We start from the raw sequence: 21,889 nt of genomic DNA, 5'->3' as shown, positions 1-21,889 counted from the left end.
ACAGGCATGAAAAAGGAAAAACTTGAGGCTATTGCACTTGCTGTGCTTTTGGGATTAGGACTAGTGTATGCTTATTACACCTACCTTTTAAGTCCGGAAATTGAGACGATCAAGCAAAAAACCGGGCAGCTTTCCGAGCGGGGAACGTATTACCTGCGTCTGCAAAATTATGCTGACAATGAAGCGGGACTGGATAAAGAAATCCAGACCCTTGAACAGGAAATGAAAGGGTTAGCGGCGATGGCCCCGGCCCGTTTAGACAAGCCGCAGATCATGGTTGAGCTTTACACTCTAGCTAAGCAAAAGGGGGTTTATCCGCAAACCGTGGTGTTTGCCGAGCCCCAAACGAAAGCGGGATATCTGGAGCTTCCCCTGACCTTTTCCTGTTTGGGCCAGCCGGAGCCTATCCTCAGTTTAATTTCAGCTCTGGTGGCCGATCAAAATTCCAAACTGGCTTTGCAGGCAGTGCATCTGACCCAGCAGCAGGGAACACTGCGGGCGGAACTTAAGCTCACCGGCTACTTTAGCCAGGATGCCCTTCCCGGGGAAAAACCGCCGTTCATGAATGCTTCATTTGGAGTGGACAACGCAGCGCAGCTCTTTCAACCGTAGGTAGGAAACAACTAACTTAAGGCAGTGGCCCCTGCATGGAACTCACCAATAGGTGTTATGCTATAATGATATCTGAACTGAGGAGTTGGTTTTATGCCTATACCACAATCGGATAAAAAATATACTTATGCGGACTACTTGACCTGGCCGGACGATGAAAGATGGGAAATTATTGACGGAATACCTTACATGCAGGCTGCTCCAGCGCCAATACATCAAGAGATACTTATGGAGTTATCAAAACAAATTGCGATCTATTTAACCGGTAAACCCTGCAAAGTGTACCCGGCACCTTTTTGCGTAAGGTTGCCGCAAGACGATGAAAATGATGAACAAGAAGTTAAAAACGTGGTCGAGCCCGATATCTCCATCATTTGCGATAAATCCAAAATCGACGATAGAGGTTGCAATGGGGCACCGGATATGATTATTGAAATAATTTCCCCGTCTTCAACCAAAAAGGATCGAGTTATAAAGTTTAACAAGTACGAAAAAGCCGGGGTTAAAGAATATTGGATCGTGGAACCCGATCAGAAACTCGTTAGCGTTTTTCTGCTTCAGCATCATGAAAGATTTAATCGCCCGGAAATGTACACGGATGAGGATGACATAAAAGTATCTTTATTTCCTGACTTAACGATAAATTTGAGTGCAGTTTTTAATGGTGGTTGAAAATCTTATTGTCAAGATATGATTAAGAACAAATCAAGCAAGAATTGAGAAAAAAAGCAGTGGGAAAAGCAGTAATCCCCCTTTTGGCGCATAAATATTAAGACAACGCGCGAAAGGGGTGGAGGAATGCTAAGCGAAATTCTCCTGACCGGGCTTGCCTTGTCCGTCCTTAAAGGAATAACGCTGCTCGTTTCCTATATTAACAACAACGCTTTTCCCCAACCGCTCAGCGAAGTGGAAGAAGCGCGTTACCTGGGTGTACTAAAGAAGAGCAAGCTCAAGAAACTCCTGACTTCCAAAGAGAAAACGGAAGTTGAACACGCGCGCAATCAGTTGGTAGAACACAACTTGCGCTTAGTGGCCCATCTCGTTAAAAAGTTCGATGGCACCGGAGAAGACAGTGATGATCTAATCTCGATTGGGACCATCGGCTTAATCAAAGGGATTAATACTTTTAATGCGGACAAAGGCACCAAACTTGCTACTTATGCTGCGCGCTGCATTGAAAATGAGATTCTTATGCACTTGCGTTCACTTAAAAAATCGCGTGGGGAAGTATCGATCTATGACCCAATTGGGGTTGACAAAGAAGGCAATGAAATTTCACTCATCGACGTGCTGAGTTCCAATGCGGAAGCTATCTCTGATCAGGTGGAAAGCGAATTTGAACAGAAGGCTCTCCTTGAAAAAGTGAAGAAACTCACCAAACGGGAACGGCTCGTTTTAGAGTTGCGCTACGGCCTCATGAACAGCCCGCGACGCACGCAACGCGAAATAGCCAAGGCTCTTGGAATTTCCCGCTCCTATGTCTCGCGCATCGAGAAAAGGGCCATTCAGAAGCTGATGGAAGAAATGAGTGAGGCGAGATAAGTGAAAAGAGATTGTTCGAAAGATATTTATATTTTCACCCTTAGTAGACACTTCTTCCGCATCCATCTCTGAATGGAATCAATGCTCCAATATTGCAGAGCTTCATCATTATACATGGGGCAGATTTTAGCATGCGCTTTATGAGGGCAGGTGTTCAGACAAAAATCCTGGTCAAGTTGTTCTTTAACCCAGGCAAGTCTTTCTGCGACTTTGTCTTCCACTGGCGGGATTTCCTCCTCAGACTCTGTGCGCAGTTTATAGGATAGTTCGTCCACGACAATTACATCATTAATTACATGCTCGCTGGGTCTTAGTCTCATTTCCTCACGCCGCTGGGCGGTGGCGTCCCAGTCAATATCCATGTTCCCGTTATTTCTAAGCAGGATTACTCCATACTCTTCAGTTGCCCGTTCCGGGGAGATTACTTCTTCTTCTACATCAGTTAGAACGTGCAGAGGGTCCCTGCCCAGAGGATTTCCATATCCTCCTCCGCCGGACATGATGATGGAAAATTGGTCCCCCGTGCGCAACCGTAAATTGGAAAACTTAGAAGGGGAGGCAGTCCCCATGATTTCGGCAAAAGTTCCTGTGGTTTGAGCAGAAGTCCCTATAGCTTGCGCTTTAGTGACCAGGAAGGCATTTGTCTCGGCTGGTTTGCCCTCGAAGAGGCCGTACGGTTTGAGCTTATGGCGTTCCCCAAGGGCGTTCACTTCAATATGATCTGTCAAAACTTGCAGGGTTCGAATTGTGCCGAATCCCCCCCTGAATTTTCCCGCACCGGCTGAATTAGGATGAAGTTCAGCCGTCTTATAGAGAAAAGGATAATTACTCTCTACAACTTCTACCGGCACATCTTTACAATTCCCAATCGGATTAAAGGTCGAGGTTAAGCCGTCTCGGTCACAACGTGCGCCCCAGCCGCCTTCGTTGAAGAAATAGAAAACAAAAGGACTCTCTCTTAGGGGATCATAACCGCCACCGGTAAAGTTATTGCACGTACCGTAAGTAGCAGCCGTTACTTTGTCCGGTAATACCTTGGCCAAAGCACCGATTACTACTTCAACGATTCTCAGGTTGGTGTCGGTATTGGCTCCGAAAGTTGCCGCGGGGTAGTTCGGGTTTACCAGGGTGCCACGGGGAGCAATGATTTTGACGGGGCGAAACAGACCGCAATTTATCGGAATACCGGGATCGGTAATCTGGAGCAGGGCATTAAACACGGACGAAGCGGTGACCCCGTAAACGGCATTTAGTGGCCCAATGGCTTGGGGGCTGGTACCGGTAAAATCTACGGTCATATGATCACTGTCAACGGTTATTGTGATCTGAATCTTGCGCGCCAAGGCTGTGATCCCATCATCTTCGATGAAGTCGGAAAAGGCATAAGTTCCATCCGGTATCGCCAGGATTTCTTTACGCATCCACGCTTCTGAATGCTCCTTTAACCTTTTCATGCTTCGCTTAAAAGTTGAAATCCCATAGTTGCGGCACAACTGGATCACACGTTGTTCTGCTGTAAGCACAGAAGCTAATTGGGCCCGGAAATCTCCGATCTGAACCCAGGGCAGACGGACATTGGACAAGAGGGTGTCGAAAATATCCGTGTTTTCCACGCCGCCGCGAAACCACTTCACGGGAGGGATGCGGATGCCTTCCTGGAATATTTCCGTGGCATCTCCGGGAAAACCGCCGGCCGCTTTGCCGCCTACATCCAAGTGATGGGCCCGGTTGGTTGCCATTGCTATGATTTTTCCCTCATAAAAAATGGGTTTGATAATCGTAAAATCAGTGATATGGGTGCCCCCGCAATAGGGGTCATTGGTGAGGATGACATCCCCCGGCTGGAGATCGTTCAGTCCGACTTCCATCAGCGCCCATTCAGGAGCAAGAGCCATAGCAGCCAGATGCACAGGGCAGTAATTGACGGCTGCCACCAATTCCCCTAGTTCATCAAGAATGCCACACGAAAAATCCATGCCATCGGCAAAGATAGGGGAATAGGCGGTGCGGAGCATGGTTGTGCCCATTTCCCTGCAGATCGATTCGAGGGAACTTATAAAAACTTCATTACCTACGGGTTCAATGTACGCAGATTTCTCCATCTGGTACAGGCGCGTGGTGATAGGATCTTGTTCAGATTCGGTTTCGTCCCCGGCTAACATTAAGCGTTGATTGATAATAATCCTAATGTTGCCAAACTCATCAAGTGTGCATTTGTGTTGAGGAGGTATGATCACGCTGGTTTCCCCGTCCTCGATAATGGCCGGCCCCTCCAGCACAATCCCATTACCTAGAAGATGCCAATCATAGATGGGGGTAGGAACATATTCAAACGTGCTGCGGAAGTATACCGGCCGCTGTGCTTTTAAGGCATCCTCCAGGTTCCCGGCTTGAAAACGGGGAATAAAGCTGGGTTTAGGCTGGGGGACTAAAACTTTGACCCGCAGATTAACCAATTCCAAAGGTTCGTCCGGCCTATTAAAGCCATATAAGCGTTTGTGTTCAGCATGAAAAATGTTCACCGCTTCATCAAGCGCGAGGGCGGTAAGATGCTTATGAAAAGATAGGGGTACGGTGATTTCAAAGGTCTCACCCATATACCGAAGGTCGAACAGGTAAGTAAAACGGGAGGAAGCATCACCATAATCTTTCTCAATCTGAGCGATTCCTTGCGCATAAAGCTGTGAAAAAATGCGATTAACCCTGGCAAAATCGAGTTTGGCCAAAGGAACATAATAAGTTTGTAGATAATCTAAAATCACATCCGCGCACAAACTGCCAAACGCGGAGAAAACACCGGCGTTGGCCGGGATATAAACTTCCGGGATTCCCAATTCTTCAGCGAGGTCGGCGGCATACATGGCTCCGGCTCCACCAAAACAGATCAGTTTAAAGTCCTGCGGCTCCTGTCCGCGGTTCGTCGTCATTTCCCGAATTAATTGAGCCATATCGCTCATTGAAAGCTGATATATTTGGTGGGAAATATCCTCTTTACTTTGCTCGCCACCGCCTAATTTATCCAAAGCATAAGCCGCTGCTTGCTGATCAAGGATCATACTTCCGCTTAAGAAATTAGTCGGGTTAATTCTCCCCAAAGTGAGTTGGGCATCAGTAATTGTCGCATCCTGCCCCTCCAGGTGGTAGCAGGCAGGCCCGGGCAGGGCACCCGCACTTTGGGGCCCCACTCTAAGCCTGCCTCCTCTGTCATGCCACGCGATAGACCCTCCCCCTGCTCCGATTGATTTTACATCTAACATTGAGCCCCGCACAGGAATATTCCAGGCAATATCTTTTTCCATGGTAAAGAGGGGTTGATAATTTTGAATAACCCCTACATCTGTGGTTGTGCCTCCCATATCCAAGGTAATTAAATTAGGCAGTTGCATGTGCAGTCCAAAATACACAGCTCCCATGACGCCCCCGGCAGGACCGGAAGCAAACGCCTCTACGGGTTTTTCTAAGGTAGATTCAGCCGTAACGACACCGCCATTGACCTTAAGAATACGCAGGGGTGCCTTAATATCCATCTCTTCTAAGCATTGGCGCAAGTTCCGGATATAGTTGAACATAATGGGCTTAAGAATCGCGTTAAGCACAGTGGTACTGGTCCGTTCATATTCCCGGATTTCCGGAAGTACCTCACAGGAGAGAGAGACAAAGGCTTCAGGGTGTTGTTCCAGGATGAGTTCTCTGACTCTGCGCTCATGGTTAGGATTTAGAAAAGAGAAAAGGAAGCTTACAGCATAAGAATGTACTCCTTGAGCTCGAAAATAGCGGATGGTTTCAATGACTTCTTTTTCGTCAAGCGGGGTGAGGACATTTCCCTGCCAATCGATCCTTTCACTGACTCCCCGGCGCAGCTTGCGGGGGATTAAAGTTTCCGGCCTGTCCCAGGTTGTGTCAAAAAGCTTTTCACGCCATACTCTTCTGATTTCCAAAGTATCGCGGAAACCCTTCGTACAGATTAAGCCCACATTTTCTTGCTTGTGTTCCACCAAACTATTCAGTACTAAGGTGCTGCCGTGCACAAGGTAAGAGATTTCTTCCACCTTGACCCCTGATTTTCGGATGGCTTCCATTACTCCCAGTGCAGGATTGCTGGGGGTAGAGGGTGTTTTGACAGATACAACATCCCCGGTGTCCTCGTTGATTGCGACTAAATCTGTGAAAGTGCCGCCAATATCAATACCTATTCTAATTCCCAAGATTATTCACCCCGTTTTATTCATCCTCACGCCAGAAACGCTCAGTCTTTTGGTGATACTTTTTGGCCTTTCTGACGATGGTGGACTGGCTTACTCCGAGCACTTTCGCTGCGCGGTAGGTGCTTCCGTAAATCGTGAGTGCTTTAATAATCATCTCTTTTTCCACCTGGTCCATTACCTCTTGCAGGGTTCTCATGTCACCGTTGTGTTCCTGCTCAAACGGCTGGTCAGGCAACACCGGGCTGTTCGCGGACACGGATTGTTCGCGTTTGAGTACTTGAATTGGCAAGTGCTGCGGTAAGATAATATGGTCGTCGGCTGTTATTACCAGCCGTTCGACGACATTTTCCAGTTCCCTAACGTTTCCGGGCCAGCTATACCGGGATAGCAGGTCTAAGCTGTCCCCGGCAAGCATCTTGCCGCTTCCGTATTTGCGGGAGTATTTCTCTAAGAAGGCTGTAAGTAACGCCGGGATATCTTCCGGTCTGGAGCGTAAAGGCGGGATCTGAATCGGCAGTACATTAAGCCGATAAAATAAGTCCTCGCGGAAAGTCCCTTGAGCTACCATTTGCTCTAATTCCCTGTTCGTAGCGGCAATAATTCTAACATCTACTTTTTTGGGCCGGGTATCACCCAGTCTGACCAACTCGCGTTCCTGAATGACCCGCAGCAATTTGACCTGTAAGTCGAGCGGCAGTTCCCCAATTTCGTCCAAAAAAAGCGTTCCCTGATGGGCTAATTCAAAATAGCCGGGTTTTCCTTCTTTTTTGGCCCCGGTAAAAGCACCCGCTTCATACCCGAAAAACTCGGATTCCAGTAATTCGCGGGGAATTGCGCCACAGTTAACTTTGATAAACTTTCCATTTTGTTTGCGTTTGCCGGCGCTATGAATAAGTTTTGCGATCAGCTCTTTGCCAACGCCTGATTCTCCTAAGATTAATACGGTTGCATCAAATTGGGCCATTTTTAACGCTAAGTCGATGACCTGAAGCATCTGGGGGCTTTTGCTGACAATCCCGTGTTCAAGCATGTGCTGGGTGCGTAAAAGGGCGGCATCCGCAGAAAACTCCGCAGCTTGCACTTTGGTGTCTTCCAGCGCGACTTTTAGTTCCACTAATTCGGTTATATCTCTAATACTGGTCACTACCCGTTTGATGTTGCCATCTTGATTGAATACGGGAATTGCAGTTGCAACATACTCTTTGCCGGTCGCTGCAGTCTTTTTAAGAGATATGGGTTTTTGAGAGGACAAAGCCGCTAACGTGGCAGATTGATCGATCAGCCCCCGCTCAATGAGTTCCCTGACATTGTTTCCAACTATTTCTTGAATGGCGAGGCCGAAGATGTTTTCCGTGGCCCGGTTTACTCTAAGAATGACTCCCTGACCGTCCGTAATCACGATTCCATCGTGCGTGCTCTGCATAATAGTGTTTAACTCATCTTTGCTCGTGTGGTTAGCGGACAAAAAAGCGGAATTTTGTTTCAACGTTGCGGAAACGAGTTTGTGGATCCAGAGAACGCCGATGAGGCGTTCTTTGTCATTAATAATCGGGATCAACGGGCTGGCGGATAGGGAAATGCTTGCTATTGTCTGTTCTTCCCTTGCAACCGGGATACCAAGATGCATAAAGTCTTTCACACAGAGGTGGGGATTTCTGCCGCGCTCCTCCAGCACTTACTTCAGCACTTGTCGATTGAGCATGAAAACTCCGATATTACCCAAGCGGTCTAGGACCGGTGCCGCGGTAACCTCCCATTCGGCTAATTGACTGAGAGCTGAGACAACGGTTTGTTGAGGAATTAAGAGGGGGAACTCAATATCCATTAAGTCCTTGACTTTCAAAATCTTGTGTTCCCTCCTTTCAAATCCTCTAACTATACATTATATTTCGGCAAATCAATCAATTTATCCTGTCTGTCTAGATCATTTCTCCCTCTGAATTGTTGAAATTCAGGGAGTGGATCTGAGTAGTAAGTCAAGGGTGAATCAGTCAGGACTAAATTATTGAGTCAAAAATAACTTATGCTTACTCCGTTTCAGCTTCCAAAATGCGATACAATTTGGATTTTTCGAATATTAACTCATTTGGTATGAGATTTGCTATAGATCATTAAGCAAGCCGTTAATCTGAAAATTTAGAATAGAAGTATTTGTTGGATTAAAGAAGAAAGGAGTGCTTATTGAAGATTAGGGGCAAAAGCTTAAGTCCGTATTAGTTTTTTTAATGCACTAGAGCAGATCTGATTTATTTGAGGAGGGATTTTACAGTGTCTAAGTACAGGGTCGCAGTCGATGTCGGAGGAACGAATACAGACGTCTTCATCTTCGAAGAGCAGACGGGTGAAATTCAGGTGACAAAAGTACCGTCGGTTCCGTCTAATCCGTCACTGGCAATCGTCAACGGGGTGGAGAAAGCCGGAGTACCGTTGTCTGAGGTTACTTTGTTTTCACATGGTACGACCGTGGGCACCAATGCTTTGATTACCCGCAATCTTCCGCTTACGGGAATGGTTAATACCAAAGGATTCCGGGATGTTATAGAAATCCGGCGTTCGACCAAGGAAGATTTGTGGGATGTCTATAAAGATGTAAACCCTCCGCATGTGCGCCGCCGCGATCGGTTAGAGGTAGAAGAAAGAATTGATGCGGCAGGCAGCATTGTGAAACCGCTGAATGAAGAAGAGGCACGACAAGTTGCCCGGCTCTTAAGGAAAAAAGATGTCAAAGCAGTCGCGGTTTGCTTCATTAACTCTTATATTAACGGAATTCATGAGCAGCGGATGAAGGAAATCCTGGAGGAAGAACTGCCAGGGGTATTTATCTGCGCTTCCAGTGAGATTCTACCGGAGATTTTTGAGCATGAAAGATTCAGTACGACAGTGGCTAATGCGGTACTTGGGCCTGTGGTCGGACAATACCTCAGGGAACTCACTACCCGATTGTCTGATATGGGATACGGAGGGGAAGTTCTGGTCTTACACTCCGGCGGTGGGGTGATGACGGCAGAAACTGTGGTGAATTATGCGGCCCGGATTGCGAGTTCCGGTATTGCCGCCGGGGCAATTGCCAGTGCCCATATTGCAAAACTGTGCGGGTATGAAAATGCCATCGGCCTTGATATGGGCGGGACCAGTACAGATATTTCCCTGATGTATAACGGTCAGGTGCGGGTAACTAAGGAATGGAATATTGAATACGGGTATCCGATCATGTTCCCCAGTATCGAAGTGTTAACGATCGGGGCCGGCGGCGGCAGTATCGCCTGGGTTGATGAAGGGGGATCGATGCGCAACGGCCCTCAGAGCGCCGGTGCCGATCCTGGACCGGCTTGTTACTTAAAAGGGGGCACTGAGCCCACCAACACGGATGCCAACCTCGTGCTGGGCCGTTTGGATACCAAGCTCTTAGCCGGTGATATGACAATTGATAAAGAAGCAGCAGAAAAAGCGATTAAGGAGAAGATTGCTGACCCCTTTAATTACAGTGTGGTTGAAGCCGCCAATGCCATTGTCAAAGTTGCGAACGCCAACATGTGTGATGCTATGAAACTCATTTCCATCCGCCGCGGGTATGATCCCCGTGAATTTGCCCTGGTAGCGTTTGGCGGAGGAGGTTCTCTGCATGCCGCTTACCTGGCCCGGGAAATGGAGATTCCCACTGTTATCGTTCCCCGCTATCCCGGAATTACCTCCGCAATGGGCTGCTTGTTGGTTGATGTGCGCCACGATCTCTCGAAGACGTATCTTGTCGATGCGAAGACAGTCAGCATCGAAGATTTGGAAAAAGTATATGCCGAGCTTGAACGGGAAGGTAAAGAACTATTGGAGGCAGAGGGTACGCCTCCGGAAAATATGCAGTTTCTCCGTTTTGCTGATATGCGTTATGCGGGGCAGTGGCGTTCCTTAACAGTTCCGGTGGCAAATCCAATCTCATCCTTGGAAGAAACTTTGGAAACTTTCCACAGTGAGCACCAGCGGGAATATGCCTGGTCCAGCCACGAGCAGGGCGTAGAAATCTATGTTTTGCGTGTGACGGCTGTCGGTCTGGTTCCCAAGCCGAATCTGCCCAAATATCCCAAAGGCGGGGACGCGGAAGATGCGCTCATAGGCACTAGGCCGGTTTTCTTTGAGGAAGCGGGCGGGTTTATCGAGACCAAGATTTATAATCGCGAGGGTTTGCCTGCGGGTGCCATTTTAAATGGTCCCGTCATTGTCGAGCAACTTGATTCCACGGTGGTTGTTCCCCCGGGAGTGAAAGCCGAGGTCGATGAGTATTTGAATATTATTATGCAAATTGGAGAGGGGAGGAGATAACATGGCGCACACAAACCATTTAGATCCGGTAACTTTTGAAGTCTTAAAGAATGGCTTTATTAATTTGGTCGATCAGATGTCTGAGCAAATCCTGCGTACCTGTTATTCCTTTGTCATCTATGCCCGCGACTTTAGTTCAGGGTTGTGTGATGTCAACGGAGATACGGTTATGCAGGGAACCCAGGATGTGGCTGTACACGTGGGAACTCTGCATTTGACGGCAAAAGCGGTGATCAATACCTTCAAAGAAGATATCAATCCCGGGGATGTCTTTATCATGAATGATCCCTATGTTGGAGGAACTCACTTCAATGATACGCGTATCATTCGGCCGGTTTTTTACCAGGGTGAACTGGTTTCCTATATGCTTTCCAACGGACACTGGGCCGATGTGGGCGGTTCTGTTCCAGGCTCCTTTGATATTACCGCCAAGGAACATTATGGGGAGGGAATGCGCATCCCGCCGACCCGGGTCTGGTCCCAGGGTCGCTACTTGGCCGATGTAGCCAATCTCCTGGTAGCCAATATGCGGGTGGCTGAAGACCGGTTGGGGGACTTAAGGGCGCAAGCGGAAGCAACCAGAGTCGGGGAACAAATATTAATCAATATGATGGATAAATACGGGAAAGATACGGTTTTAATGGCCTTTAAAGAGTGTCAGGATTATGTGGAAAGGGTGGCCCGCACTAAAATCAGTGCCCTCCCGGATGGCACGTGGGAAACCGTGGATTATATTGATATGGACCCGGAGCAGGAAGAGGGCTTGATTCCGATTAGAGTGAAGATGACTATTAAGGGAGATTCGGTTGAGTATGATTTTTCCGGGAGCAACCCGGTGATTGGCTGCTTCCTTAACTCAGCCTATAGCGCTTCCTTTTCCGCAGTCATTGCCGGTACCAAGACGTTCTTCCCGGAAATCCCGTTAAACTCAGGTTTTTACCGGGCAGTGAAAGCCTATCTTCCGGAAGGGACGGTTGTGAATGCACCTTGGCCGACGGCGGTAACAGGGTATTGTTCGGGAAGTTATGAGAAGATAATGAACGCGATCTTTAGCCTCTGGTCACAGATTATGCCAGAACGGGCGCTTGCCTGTTCCTTTAATCTTGAATATTTGTTGATCGGGGGCTGGGATCTTCGTTCCCAACAAAAAAGTTATTTCATGTGGTATGACTGGATGGCCGGGGGTCATGGCGGCAGAAGCTATAAAGACGGCTCAAATGCTTCCGCGCCCCTTTTCGGACTGGGGTTGAGTGTGCAGCCGTGCGAAGGGCAGGAACGATTGTCACCGGTACTAACGAATGTTCACGCCATTGTCCGGGATTCCGGAGGCCCGGGCAAGTTTCGCGGGGGCTGCGGGGTGGAAAAGGGAGGCACACTTTTAAGCCTGGAGCGGACCGTTATGTCGTATAGCTGTGACCGCGCCCGTTCCATCACCTGGGGAATCAACGGTGGTCTCCCGTCTAATCCCCATGGTGTCCGGCTCAATCCAAACAAGGAGAATGAGCGTTACTTAGGTACAATCTTTTCCAATGTTCCGGTGCAACAAGGGGTCTCCTTCACCAGACCATCAGCAGGTGGGGGAGGACTGGGGGATCCGTTAGAGAGAGAGCCGAAGCTCGTGCTCGAAGATGTGATCGATGATTACGTTTCCGTGGAAAGGGCAGCCAAAGATTACGGAGTCGTGATTAAGACGCTTGATGAGGAACTCAGTGAATACGAGCTTGACTTGGAAGGAACAGAGAAGGAACGCGAGTATATCCGGCAAAACCGCAAGGCTTGGATGAAAGAAGACCCTTATGCCGTGAGAGATATGTTTGTCAAGGGGGAAATTGAGCTTTTGGATGTGATCCGGAAATACGGAGTCATTCTTGATTGGCAAACGAACGAAGTTTTGCCGGAGACTACCAAGGAATACCGGAAGATGCTTGGGACCAGAACTATTGCTCATTGGAAGGAGTAACGGTTCCGAGGTAAGCTTTTGTGCTTTGTTCAGGTTGATTGTCTGTATTCCGGGAGTGTTCCATCACTCCCGGAGTCAAGCACATTAAGCTTCAGGACTGCAAAAGCTCTGGAGTCGCAAAAAGAAAAGTAGTTTACCAGCTTAAAGAATCAGAAATTTGGGATTATTGGGTAGATAAAGTTATTGGGAAGATCCCGGATTTAACAATGAAGGGAGGTGACAAAAGCATCTAGTAGTCTTAGAGATAACAGCGGGTGTTTGGGGTGTAGAGGAGAGTTAAATAAATAATCCATATTGGAGAGTGAGGAGGCAATTTACATGGCAGGAGGTACTATTCAAGCTGACGCCAAGCAAGAGATGAAAGAGGATTATGCCTTGCGCAAGGTGCCGCAGCATTGGCGTTGGCCGTGGTATTCGATCATGAATGTTGCGCTTGGAGTAGCAACGGCAATGGTCTTCATGCAAATGGGGAGTCTGATGGCAATTTCCTATGGCAGTGTTAATGCGATGCTGGCGGAAATTTATGCCACCGTTGTCGGTGGAATTTTGGGCATAGCCATAGCTTATTCTGCGGCTAAGAATGGGTTGAATGTCAATCTCATGGCCCGCGGAGCCGGCCTTGGCTTTACCGGTTCGTCCATTACTTCTTTCATTTATGCAATTAACTTTATTATGTATGCCGCCATTGAAGGCAGTATCATGGCTTATGCCATTAATGCTTATATCCCTGCAATTCCGGTCTGGCTTTTAATGGTTGCTGTCGGTCTGGCAATTATTCCTCTTAACTGGTACGGTGTGGCTCAACTCGATAAGTTCCAGAAGTTTTCCGTACCGATCTATGTGATTTTACTGGTGGCTGGAATTATTACGGCAGCGCGCATGAATCTTCCGCATTCTTCGGACTGGCTGACATTTCTGCCGCCCGGCGGTTCTGTAGGCGGAGTCGGCTTGTTGACCTCAATTGGAGTTATGAACGGCTTGGTCGGTATTATGGCCTTGTTGGTCTCAGACTATGCCAGGTTCATTAAGCCCAATGAGCGTAAAATCGGGGTGATTGCCGTTGGGTTTGTTCCTCAATTCGTTGCTTTCTTCTTAAGCGGTTTAATCGGGGTGTGGTTTGGAGTTAGATTCGGGGAAGCAAACCCTGGAAAATACTTTGTCACCGCAATGGGAGTTTGGGGTGCGCTTTATACTATTTTGACCCAGCTCAGAATCAATGTGACAAACCTCTATAGCGGTTCGCTCTCGCTCGCGAATTTCTTCGCCCGGGTTTTGCACTTTGCGCCGGGTAGGGTTTTCTGGGTTGTAGTGACAGCGATTGCGGCAGTTATCTCAATGCTGGCAGGTGCACTGGATCATCTCGGGCCGATGCTGACATTCCAAGGAGTGTTTTTGTTCGCCTGGGTGGCACTGATGGCTGCTGATTTGCTGGTCGTGAAAGGAGTGCTGAAACTCGGGCCGATTCACATTGAACACAGGCGTGGGCACTTGCGCGAATGGAACCCAGTGGGAGTGGTTTCTTTGGTTGTATCCAGCGTCATCGGCTCCTTAATGGCCTTCGGAATGTTTGGCGCTTTCTGGGCCGCAATCTCAGCCTTTGCTGCCGCGGTGATCGCATTTGTACTTCATATCATTATGGCCGTAGCTACTCAAGGTAAATATTATGAAGCGCGGAAAAGGGAAGAGACTTTCAAGGCCGAAGTTATCGAAATCAATAATTACGGTGAGCAGTTGGTGAAGTGCAACAAGTGTGGGCAAGCATTCATTACGGAGGATATGTTGACCTGCTCTGTTCATAAAGGGCATTACTGCTCGCAGTGCTGCGCGGAAGCTGCCTGTGCGGCTGCCTGTCAAGTCTAAGGTTAATTTTAGAAGATATTTGTAATAAAGACCGTCCCGGAAACATTGTATTCATATTAGGAAGGTGTGAGAGCGGCTGTACAATATTCGGGACGGTCGCCAATTTTTTATCCTTTATTATTCGCCGAGGGGGATTGAAGATGGAGCGAAGGAATTTCAACGTCATCTTAGACAGTTTGCCGGAAGAGGGTTCGCGGCCGAAAGTGCTGTTTAGGCAGGCCGGAGACGGTTTTCTGCAGGTGGAGTATGGAGAAAATCCAAGATTTAACCTGGTGGATTCTTTCAGAGTATTAACGGTTAATGGGGCAGTTAAGAGTAAAAAAATTCCCGGGTTGTTTGAAACAGTGCCGGGAATAAGGACGAATCTCTATCACTTTGATCCTGAGATTCTTCCGGTCAAGAAATTAATTGGCGAGATTAAGGAAGTAGAAGAGTCTATTTCCGATGTCAAGGAGATAGAATTCGAATCAAGATTAATCACTCTGCCAATCGCTTTTGAAGACAGCGAAACTAAAAAATGCGTCCAAAAGTACGTTAAAGAGGTACGCCCGGATGCCCCGAATGTGATTAATGACTATAACATCGAATACATGGCCCTCTGTAACGGGGTAACAGTTAGTGAAATAAAAAAGATGGTCTGTGGCACGGAATGGTATAACAGCGGCAACGGTTTCTGGCCAGGCGGCGGGTTTTTCTGGCCCTTAGATCCAAGGTATGCGATCGTTGTGCCCAAGTATAATCCACCCCGAACCTGGACCCCGGAAGGCACGGTCGGTATTGGGGGACCTTGCTTATACGTTTACCCCACACCCACAGGTGGAGGATACCAGGTATTTGGCCGTACCATTCCGATTTTTCAGTTCAGTCAAAAACACCCTTTGTTCAAAGAAAACCCGACTTTTTTCCGGGCCGGCGACAGGATTAAGTTTTTTGAGGTTCCGGAGGAAGAAATCTTAAAAATCTATCAGCATGTCCATGAGGAAACAGACTATGAGTATGACATTAAGACTGGGAAGTTTGTGGTCAAGGAATGGCAGGATTTCTATCATTCAGACTCCGTTCACCAAGAGGTTAAGGAACTGTTAGCTAAGCAAGAAGCGGGAACCAAGATTGCCCCTAAAGTCTGAGAGAAAGGAGGAAACCAACATGTTTAAAGTGCTTAACGGAGGGATTGAAACAGTTGTCGAAGACTGGCCCGGTAGAATCGGTTATTTAGATAACGGCATGTCATCTTCCGGTGCCTTTGACAATGTCGCGCTTGGGTTTGCCAATCTGTTGGTAGGAAACCCTCCCGGCGAGGCCGGTTTGGAGATCACCGGAGGATATTTTGAAGCTGAGTTTGGGATTGACACGGTGATCAGTGTAACCGGAACTGACATGAAACCTACGATCAACAATCAGCAGCTGCCGTTGTGGGAGTCGGTGAAAGTAAGCAAAGGGGACATCATCAAGTTTTCTCATTTCGGAGAATTCGGCTTTAGAGCGTATCTGGGGGTTGCGGGTGGAATTGATGTTCCGGTCTACCTCGGCAGCAAGTCTACGTGCTTGTTTGGCAGTTACGGCGGATTCAACGGCCGTAAACTTCAGGCCGGAGATGTAGTAAACTTTGGGCCTGTAAACAAGGGGCTTGAGGGATTGGCAGGAAGAAAAGTCAAAGATGATGCCCGACCGCAATACAGCAGAGAGTGGATCTTGAGAGCTGTTCCAGGGCCGAACTCCTCTCCGGATTACTTAACTGAAGAAGGAATGGATTTTTTATTTGGCAATCCATTAAAGATACAGCACAGTTCTAATAGGTCTGCTTACCGTCTGCAAGAAGCTAAAGGGTTGTCTTTTGCCAGGAAAGATGGCGGAGTTGCGGGGAGCCATCCTTCTAATGTCTTAGACCATGCTTATGCCATCAGGGGTGCTCTAAATATTTGCGGTAATACCCCCATTCTCTTGGTTGCAGATGGCCCGACTTTAGGGGGTTATATGTGTGCCCTAAGCGTAATTAACGCTGATTTATGGAAAATAGGTCAAGGAGCTATTGGCAGGGATTTTATCAAGTTTGAATATTGCACCCAGGAAGAAGCGATTCAGGCCCGTGTTCAACAAAGAAAATGGTTGAGCGAGGACTCTCTTGTTTAGATGAAAGGGGTAGTCAGGATGGATTTGAATGTGGACATGGGTGAGAGTTTCGGCAGGTATCAATTAGGGGATGATGAAAGTGTAATGCCATATATTACTTCAGCTAATATCGCCTGCGGTTTTCATGCCGGGGATGCGTTAGTCATGTATAAAACTGTGCAATTGGCTAAACAGTACGGGGTTGCTGTTGGTGCTCATACCGGTTTACCTGATTTGCAAGGGTTTGGGCGCAGGAAGATGGAAGTTACTCCCGAGGAACTAACCAGTGATACCCTTTATCAGCTAGGGGCTTTAAACGGAATTGCGAACCCAGTGGGAATGAAAATTCATCATATTAAGCCTCATGGCATACTTTACCGCATGGTCTCTGATGAAGAGAAGTACGCCAGTGCTTATCTTAAGGCGGTAATGCAGTTTAACCCTGAATTATTCATCTATGTACCCAGAGGAACCTTGATTTGGGATATGGGAAAAAATATGGGTCTGAGGCTGGCCGCAGAGATTCTGGTTGATCTTAGCTACGATGATAACGGCAATTGGGTGTTGGAGAGGAACAAACAGGCAAGGTCGCCGGAAGAAGTTGCCGAGCGTGCCCTTATGGTAGCTCAGGAAAAAATGATTACTACTGTTAGCGGAAATAAGATTTCTGCCGAAGCGGACACAATTTGCTGTCACGGGGACTCTCCCAATGCGGCTGAAGTAGTAGCTAAAATCAAAGAGGTTTTTGTAGAACAAGGCATTCAGTTAGCAGCCATTTAATAAATGATTCTTGGTTTTGCTGGATAGTTAGGCAAAATTCCTCTAATCATGCTTACTCTACAATGATACTTGCTGCCTTTTGCATCAACCAAAAATGAGATAGTTAATGAAGGAGGAAAAGAAAATGGAGAAGACGGTACAAGCACATATGCCTGGGCTAGTTGCCAGAGTTGTGGTTAATGAAGGTGATACCGTACAACCGGGTCAGGAAGTAGCTGTAATTAATTGCATGAAAACAGAATTGCCGGTCAAGACGGATTGGGCTGGAGTGATAAAAAGTATCCTGGTTAAAGAATGGGACGAGATGGAAGTCGACAGTCCGATGATTATTGTGGAAACTGAGGCAGGTTAAAGTGATGATAAAAAAGCTATTGATATCTAACCGCGGTGAAATTGTGCGCAGAATTATTAAGACGTGCCGGGACTTAGATATAAAACCGGTTGCTATTTTCTCAGATGCCGACAAGGACGCCTTCTATCTTCAAGAGGCCCACGAATTATATTATGTCGGCCCCTCAAATCCTCTTAAAAGCTACCTTAATGTAGAATCAATTATAAATGTGTTACATGAGTCGGGAGCAGATGCTGTTCATCCAGGTTACGGTTTTTTGTCCGAGAATGCTTCTTTCGCTGATGAAGTTGTTGCTGCCGGTGCATTATGGGTGGGACCGCCACCTAGGATTCTCAAATCGATTGAGTCAAAAAGTTATTGCCGGCAAATAGCTGTCGCTGCCGGCGTGCCCGTTGTGCCCGGTACTTTTCAGCCTGTCCGGGAATTGGATGATGTTTACCGCTTTGTTTCAGATCACGGTTTTCCAATTATCTTTAAACTAGATAAAGGTGGCGGTGGAAAAGGCATTGAGCATGTAAAGAAAAAAGAAGAAATAAAAGAAGTCTTTGAGCGCATTTCGAGAATTGGCCAAATGGCTTTTAGTTCACCTGATTGTTATATCGAAAAGGAGATCATAAGACCTAGGCACATAGAAATTCAGTTTATAGCAGATATGCAGGGCAATTGCGTTTGCCTCGGCGAAAGGGAATGCTCGCTTCAAAGAAGATATCAAAAAATAATTGAAGAATCTCCGTCCCTTGTGGTTTCCGAGCAGGAACGTCAAACTCTTTATGATTATACGGTACGGATAGTCCGCGCAATGGGATATTATGGCGCTGGGACAATGGAATTTTTAAGGGCAGATGACGAGATGTATTATTTCATGGAAGTTAACGCTAGGCTTCAAGTTGAGCATCCCGTATCCGAGTATGTTACCGGGATAGACATTGTCAGAAACCAATTAAATATTGCCGCCGGAGAAAAGTTGGAGATTAGGAAAGAAGATATCCAATTGAACGGGCATGCCATCGAAGCCAGGGTTTATGCCGAAGATCCGGCTACCTTTGTGCCGTCGCCTGGTACGATCCAAAAACTTAGTATACCTGCAGAAGACCTCTATTTGAGGATAGACCATGCCTTGGCTTCGGGAGCCAATGTGCCGCCTTATTACGATCCCATGCTGGCCAAAGTTATAGCCTGGGGAGTAAACAGGCCGGAGGCAATTAACCGTCTAAGCGAAGCCTTAGCGGCATTCCAAATTGAAGGGGTAAAAACCACCATTCCGCTGAATTTGGAGATCTTGCGAAACGAGGCCTTTAAGCAAGGACTTCTTTACACGGGGTTCATCGATGACTACATCAAACGTGGATAAATGATTATTCTCGGACTCAACAGATCTTTCTAAACAGAATTTTATGTCATAGTATGGAGGGGGATTTAACAATTAATGATCTCAAAGACCCTTATTATTTAAAAGGACGAAAAATTAAGAATCGGTTTTTACGCTCGGCGACTGCGGAATCAATGGTTGATTTCAACGGCCATTTAACTGATCAGTTGGTGAAACTCTATTATGACTTGGCGGTTGGCGGCACAGGAGTAATTATCACAGGTGTGGGCGCTGTCGATCCGCAGGGGCGTACTTTTAATCACCAATTGGGAGTCTGGGACGACGAATATATTCCTGACCTAAGAAAACGCCTGCGGTTTCTGCTTGAAGTGTATTCAACTGTTAGGGAAGCTGTGGGCGATGAATTTCCGATCTTGTGGAAAATTAATACGGATGATTTCCATCCCAACGGTCAGGGGATCAACGAATATGCTATGGCAGCTGGAAAACTGGCAGAAATGGGTGAAGCGCCACTCATTCTAGGCCGGGCTGAATACCAGGTGATCGCCGAAAGATGTAACCAATGCTTTCAGCCGTTGGTTACATTCTTAGAGTCGCTAACCAAAGATAGAGTCTAGTAACATTAAGAGTGCCCTTGCTTCCTCTGGTTTTCCTGGAGTATAATAGATTCAACTCTTGACACAGGCTGGAGGAAACCTCATGTTCGAGCTTTTTAGCCCTAGTTTTCAAGCTGATTCCATTGACAGCATTCAAATTGAGATGCTCGCGCAGGCGGGGATTCGGGGCTTGATCATTGATCTTGACAATACCATGACTCCATGGAATGACGTGGAAGTGGGACCGAAAGTTGCCAAGTGGTTCATGCGCTTGCAGAAAGCCGGTATCCGCGCTTGTGTTGTCTCTAACAATAAAAAGCGCCAGCGCGTGGCAGTGGTGGCGGAAAAACTGGGAATCCCATTTGTGTTTAGAGCAAGCAAGCCCAGACGTCGCGCCTTTCAGGCCGGAATGGACATACTTGGTACGGGTCTTAAGGATACAGCTGTTATTGGAGATCAATTGTTTACGGACATATTAGGTGGGAATAGACTGAGGCTGTTTACGATTCTGGTCTTGCCAATCAGCGAGCGCGAATGGATTGGAACTCGCTTTATGCGGCAGTTGGAGCGGGGGCTGGTATGGGCGATGAAGCATTTCGCCCGCTTTGAACTCCATGGTTCGAAAGTGCGCTAAGATGTTTTCGGAGTTTATACGGAATGGTTAGGCCATTCCGTTTTCTGTCGAATGGAAGTGAATGATCAACCAGTGTCCATTGTACTCTAATGACGGCTGTATTTTTGTATGAATACATAGAAAGAGAACTTACATAGAGAGGTTATGTTACTTATGGAGAAGCACTTTGCCGTTATTGGAGATCCGATTGAACATTCTCTTTCTCCTGTTATGCATAGAGCTGCTTTTAAGGCCAAAGGAATCGTGGCCGAGTACCAGCGCTTTAGGGTCAGCCCGGATAATCTCGGGGCGGCGGTTTCCGGCCTGGTGGCTTTGGGGATTGACGGCTGGAATGTGACGATTCCGCATAAGGAAAAAATCATTCCGTTTTTGCATGAGCTGACTCCGGAGGCTGCAAGGGCAGGCGCGGTTAATACGGTAAAAGTGAATTCAGGGAGATTGATTGGGCATAACACAGACGGCTTGGGTTTCGTCCGCTCGATTGAAACGGAGTTTCTTCGAACGGAGTCCATTGATCCGAACACGATAGGGTTTAACGGCAAAAACGCGGTGATTCTTGGTGCAGGAGGAGCTGCCAAAGGGATAGCATTTGCGCTTGCAGACAGAGGGACGAAGTTACATATTTTGAACCGGACAGAGGAAAAAGCTCATGAACTGGCCGGGCTTGTACGGGCTCAAGGCGGAGAGGCCACGGGCGGGGAACTGCTTCCCGGCAAGTGGCTGGGACAAGCTGATTTGGTTGTTCAGACTACATCTGTTGGGCTTAAGGGAGAGAAGTTTTTATTTTCTTTGGATGGTATTAACCCAAAGGCGTTTGTTGTTGACATTATCTTTCGCCCCCGGGAAACAGCGTTTTTGTGCGAGGCTAAGGCCAGGGGCTGCCATACTCTTAACGGTTTAGGAATGTTACTGCATCAAGGGGTTTTGGCCTGGGAGTTCTGGCTCGAAGAGAGGGCACCGCTTGCAGAAATGTGGGACGCTTTAACCAAGGCTTTAGTTGAGGGATAGAAGTTAAAGTCATGCCGGGTCATAGCTTGACAAAATACAGTTGGAAAAAAGATCCGAGGTTAAGATGGAAGGTTTTAAGGAATAGGATACTGGTGGTTGAGAAGGGTTGAGAGCTTGTGGTGGGATAAGTAAGGAAAAGGAAGCACAGTCCTGGGTCAGGGGAGCAACTTTGCTGGAATTATTGTTGGTACTCGTCATTCTGGCTGGGAGTACTTTTGTTTTAGGAGTGAAGCTGCCCGGGCACCTGCAAAGCGGGCGTTTGGCGCAGGCGTCCACTCAGCTCCTGGAAGAGCTTAGGGATGCCCGCCAGGCTGCTATGTCTGAAAATACCTGGTACCAGGTGCGGTTCTTCTATGAGGACAAGTATTATCAGATCTTACGCGTCGGCACTCAGGTAAGGAATGTGCGCCTGCCTGACGGGGTTTCATTTGTTACCGCGCCTCAGGATTTACAGTTTAATGCTGCGGGAATCCCGAATGTGGGGATGACTATTTTGCTCCGGACAAAGAGCGGGGAAGAGCGCAAGGTAATTGTGGCTCCGGTGGCAGGGCGGATTCGCGAAGAGTGATCTAAATAAAAGCAAGGGG

The 21,889-nt window shown here is 47.5% G+C and carries 18 protein-coding genes; 15 read left to right on the top strand and 3 right to left on the bottom strand.

The window, feature by feature from the left end; all coding sequences use genetic code 11:
- Positions 1-6: 6 nt before the first annotated feature.
- From ACYQ2N_RS04685 to sigK, 3 genes are all read left to right on the top strand, one after another.
- A complete protein-coding gene (locus ACYQ2N_RS04685) occupies positions 7-612 on the top strand; it encodes a type 4a pilus biogenesis protein PilO (RefSeq protein ID WP_459997820.1) in 606 nt (201 codons plus the stop codon).
- A 93-nt stretch (positions 613-705) separates the two neighbouring features.
- Positions 706-1,284: a Uma2 family endonuclease gene (locus tag ACYQ2N_RS04680; protein WP_459997819.1), complete on the top strand. Its 579-nt coding sequence runs from the start codon at positions 706-708 to the stop codon at positions 1,282-1,284.
- A gap of 126 nt (positions 1,285-1,410) precedes the next feature.
- Positions 1,411-2,154, top strand: coding sequence for an RNA polymerase sporulation sigma factor SigK (gene sigK / locus ACYQ2N_RS04675; RefSeq protein WP_459997818.1), 744 nt, complete (start codon positions 1,411-1,413; stop codon positions 2,152-2,154).
- Between the two features lie 26 nt (positions 2,155-2,180).
- Here the strand turns inward: sigK and ACYQ2N_RS04670 are convergent, their stop codons facing one another.
- Genes ACYQ2N_RS04670 through ACYQ2N_RS04660 form a run of 3 tightly spaced genes read right to left on the bottom strand, consistent with a single transcriptional unit; the run spans position 2,181 to position 8,202 of the window.
- Complete coding sequence (locus ACYQ2N_RS04670) at positions 2,181-6,359, bottom strand: hydantoinase B/oxoprolinase family protein (protein ID WP_459997817.1); 4,179 nt, start codon at positions 6,357-6,359, stop codon at positions 2,181-2,183.
- Positions 6,360-6,375: 16 nt separating this feature from the next.
- A complete protein-coding gene (locus ACYQ2N_RS04665) occupies positions 6,376-8,034 on the bottom strand; it encodes a sigma-54 interaction domain-containing protein (protein ID WP_459997816.1) in 1,659 nt (552 codons plus the stop codon).
- Positions 8,035-8,202, bottom strand: coding sequence for a CBS domain-containing protein (locus ACYQ2N_RS04660; protein WP_459997815.1), 168 nt, complete (start codon positions 8,200-8,202; stop codon positions 8,035-8,037).
- 425 nt (positions 8,203-8,627) lie between these two features.
- Between ACYQ2N_RS04660 and ACYQ2N_RS04655 the strand changes: the two genes are divergently transcribed.
- The 12 genes from ACYQ2N_RS04655 (at position 8,628) to ACYQ2N_RS04600 (ending at position 21,870) form a co-directional block, all read left to right on the top strand.
- Entirely contained in the window at positions 8,628-10,673 is a 2,046-nt protein-coding gene (locus tag ACYQ2N_RS04655) for a hydantoinase/oxoprolinase family protein (RefSeq protein WP_459997814.1), read from the top strand.
- Position 10,674: 1 nt separating this feature from the next.
- Complete coding sequence (locus ACYQ2N_RS04650) at positions 10,675-12,633, top strand: hydantoinase B/oxoprolinase family protein (protein WP_459997813.1); 1,959 nt, start codon at positions 10,675-10,677, stop codon at positions 12,631-12,633.
- 318 nt (positions 12,634-12,951) lie between these two features.
- Positions 12,952-14,493 (top strand): purine-cytosine permease family protein, encoded by a 1,542-nt coding sequence (locus tag ACYQ2N_RS04645; protein ID WP_459997812.1) that lies wholly within the window; start codon positions 12,952-12,954, stop codon positions 14,491-14,493.
- A gap of 140 nt (positions 14,494-14,633) precedes the next feature.
- On the top strand, positions 14,634-15,620 hold the full coding sequence (locus ACYQ2N_RS04640) for a carboxyltransferase domain-containing protein (protein WP_459997811.1): 987 nt from the start codon (positions 14,634-14,636) through the stop codon (positions 15,618-15,620).
- Positions 15,621-15,639: 19 nt separating this feature from the next.
- On the top strand, positions 15,640-16,623 hold the full coding sequence (locus ACYQ2N_RS04635; RefSeq protein ID WP_459997810.1) for a 5-oxoprolinase subunit C family protein: 984 nt from the start codon (positions 15,640-15,642) through the stop codon (positions 16,621-16,623).
- Positions 16,624-16,641: 18 nt separating this feature from the next.
- On the top strand, positions 16,642-17,382 hold the full coding sequence (locus ACYQ2N_RS04630; protein ID WP_459997808.1) for a 5-oxoprolinase subunit PxpA: 741 nt from the start codon (positions 16,642-16,644) through the stop codon (positions 17,380-17,382).
- A 124-nt stretch (positions 17,383-17,506) separates the two neighbouring features.
- On the top strand, positions 17,507-17,734 hold the full coding sequence (locus ACYQ2N_RS04625; protein ID WP_459997807.1) for a biotin/lipoyl-containing protein: 228 nt from the start codon (positions 17,507-17,509) through the stop codon (positions 17,732-17,734).
- A 4-nt stretch (positions 17,735-17,738) separates the two neighbouring features.
- A complete protein-coding gene (locus ACYQ2N_RS04620; RefSeq protein WP_459997805.1) occupies positions 17,739-19,085 on the top strand; it encodes an acetyl-CoA carboxylase biotin carboxylase subunit in 1,347 nt (448 codons plus the stop codon).
- Between the two features lie 53 nt (positions 19,086-19,138).
- Complete coding sequence (locus tag ACYQ2N_RS04615; RefSeq protein WP_459997804.1) at positions 19,139-19,681, top strand: oxidoreductase; 543 nt, start codon at positions 19,139-19,141, stop codon at positions 19,679-19,681.
- Positions 19,682-19,763: 82 nt separating this feature from the next.
- Positions 19,764-20,294, top strand: coding sequence for a YqeG family HAD IIIA-type phosphatase (locus ACYQ2N_RS04610; protein WP_459997803.1), 531 nt, complete (start codon positions 19,764-19,766; stop codon positions 20,292-20,294).
- A gap of 153 nt (positions 20,295-20,447) precedes the next feature.
- Positions 20,448-21,302: a shikimate dehydrogenase gene (aroE, locus tag ACYQ2N_RS04605; protein WP_459997801.1), complete on the top strand. Its 855-nt coding sequence runs from the start codon at positions 20,448-20,450 to the stop codon at positions 21,300-21,302.
- Between the two features lie 169 nt (positions 21,303-21,471).
- The gene (locus tag ACYQ2N_RS04600; protein WP_459997800.1) at positions 21,472-21,870 is read left to right on the top strand and encodes a prepilin-type cleavage/methylation domain-containing protein; all 399 of its coding nucleotides are present in this window, start codon (positions 21,472-21,474) and stop codon (positions 21,868-21,870) included.
- Positions 21,871-21,889: the final 19 nt, after the last annotated feature.

This window comes from Paradesulfitobacterium aromaticivorans, from assembly GCF_054657415.1.
This window is presented reverse-complemented; position numbering and strand designations above follow the sequence as displayed.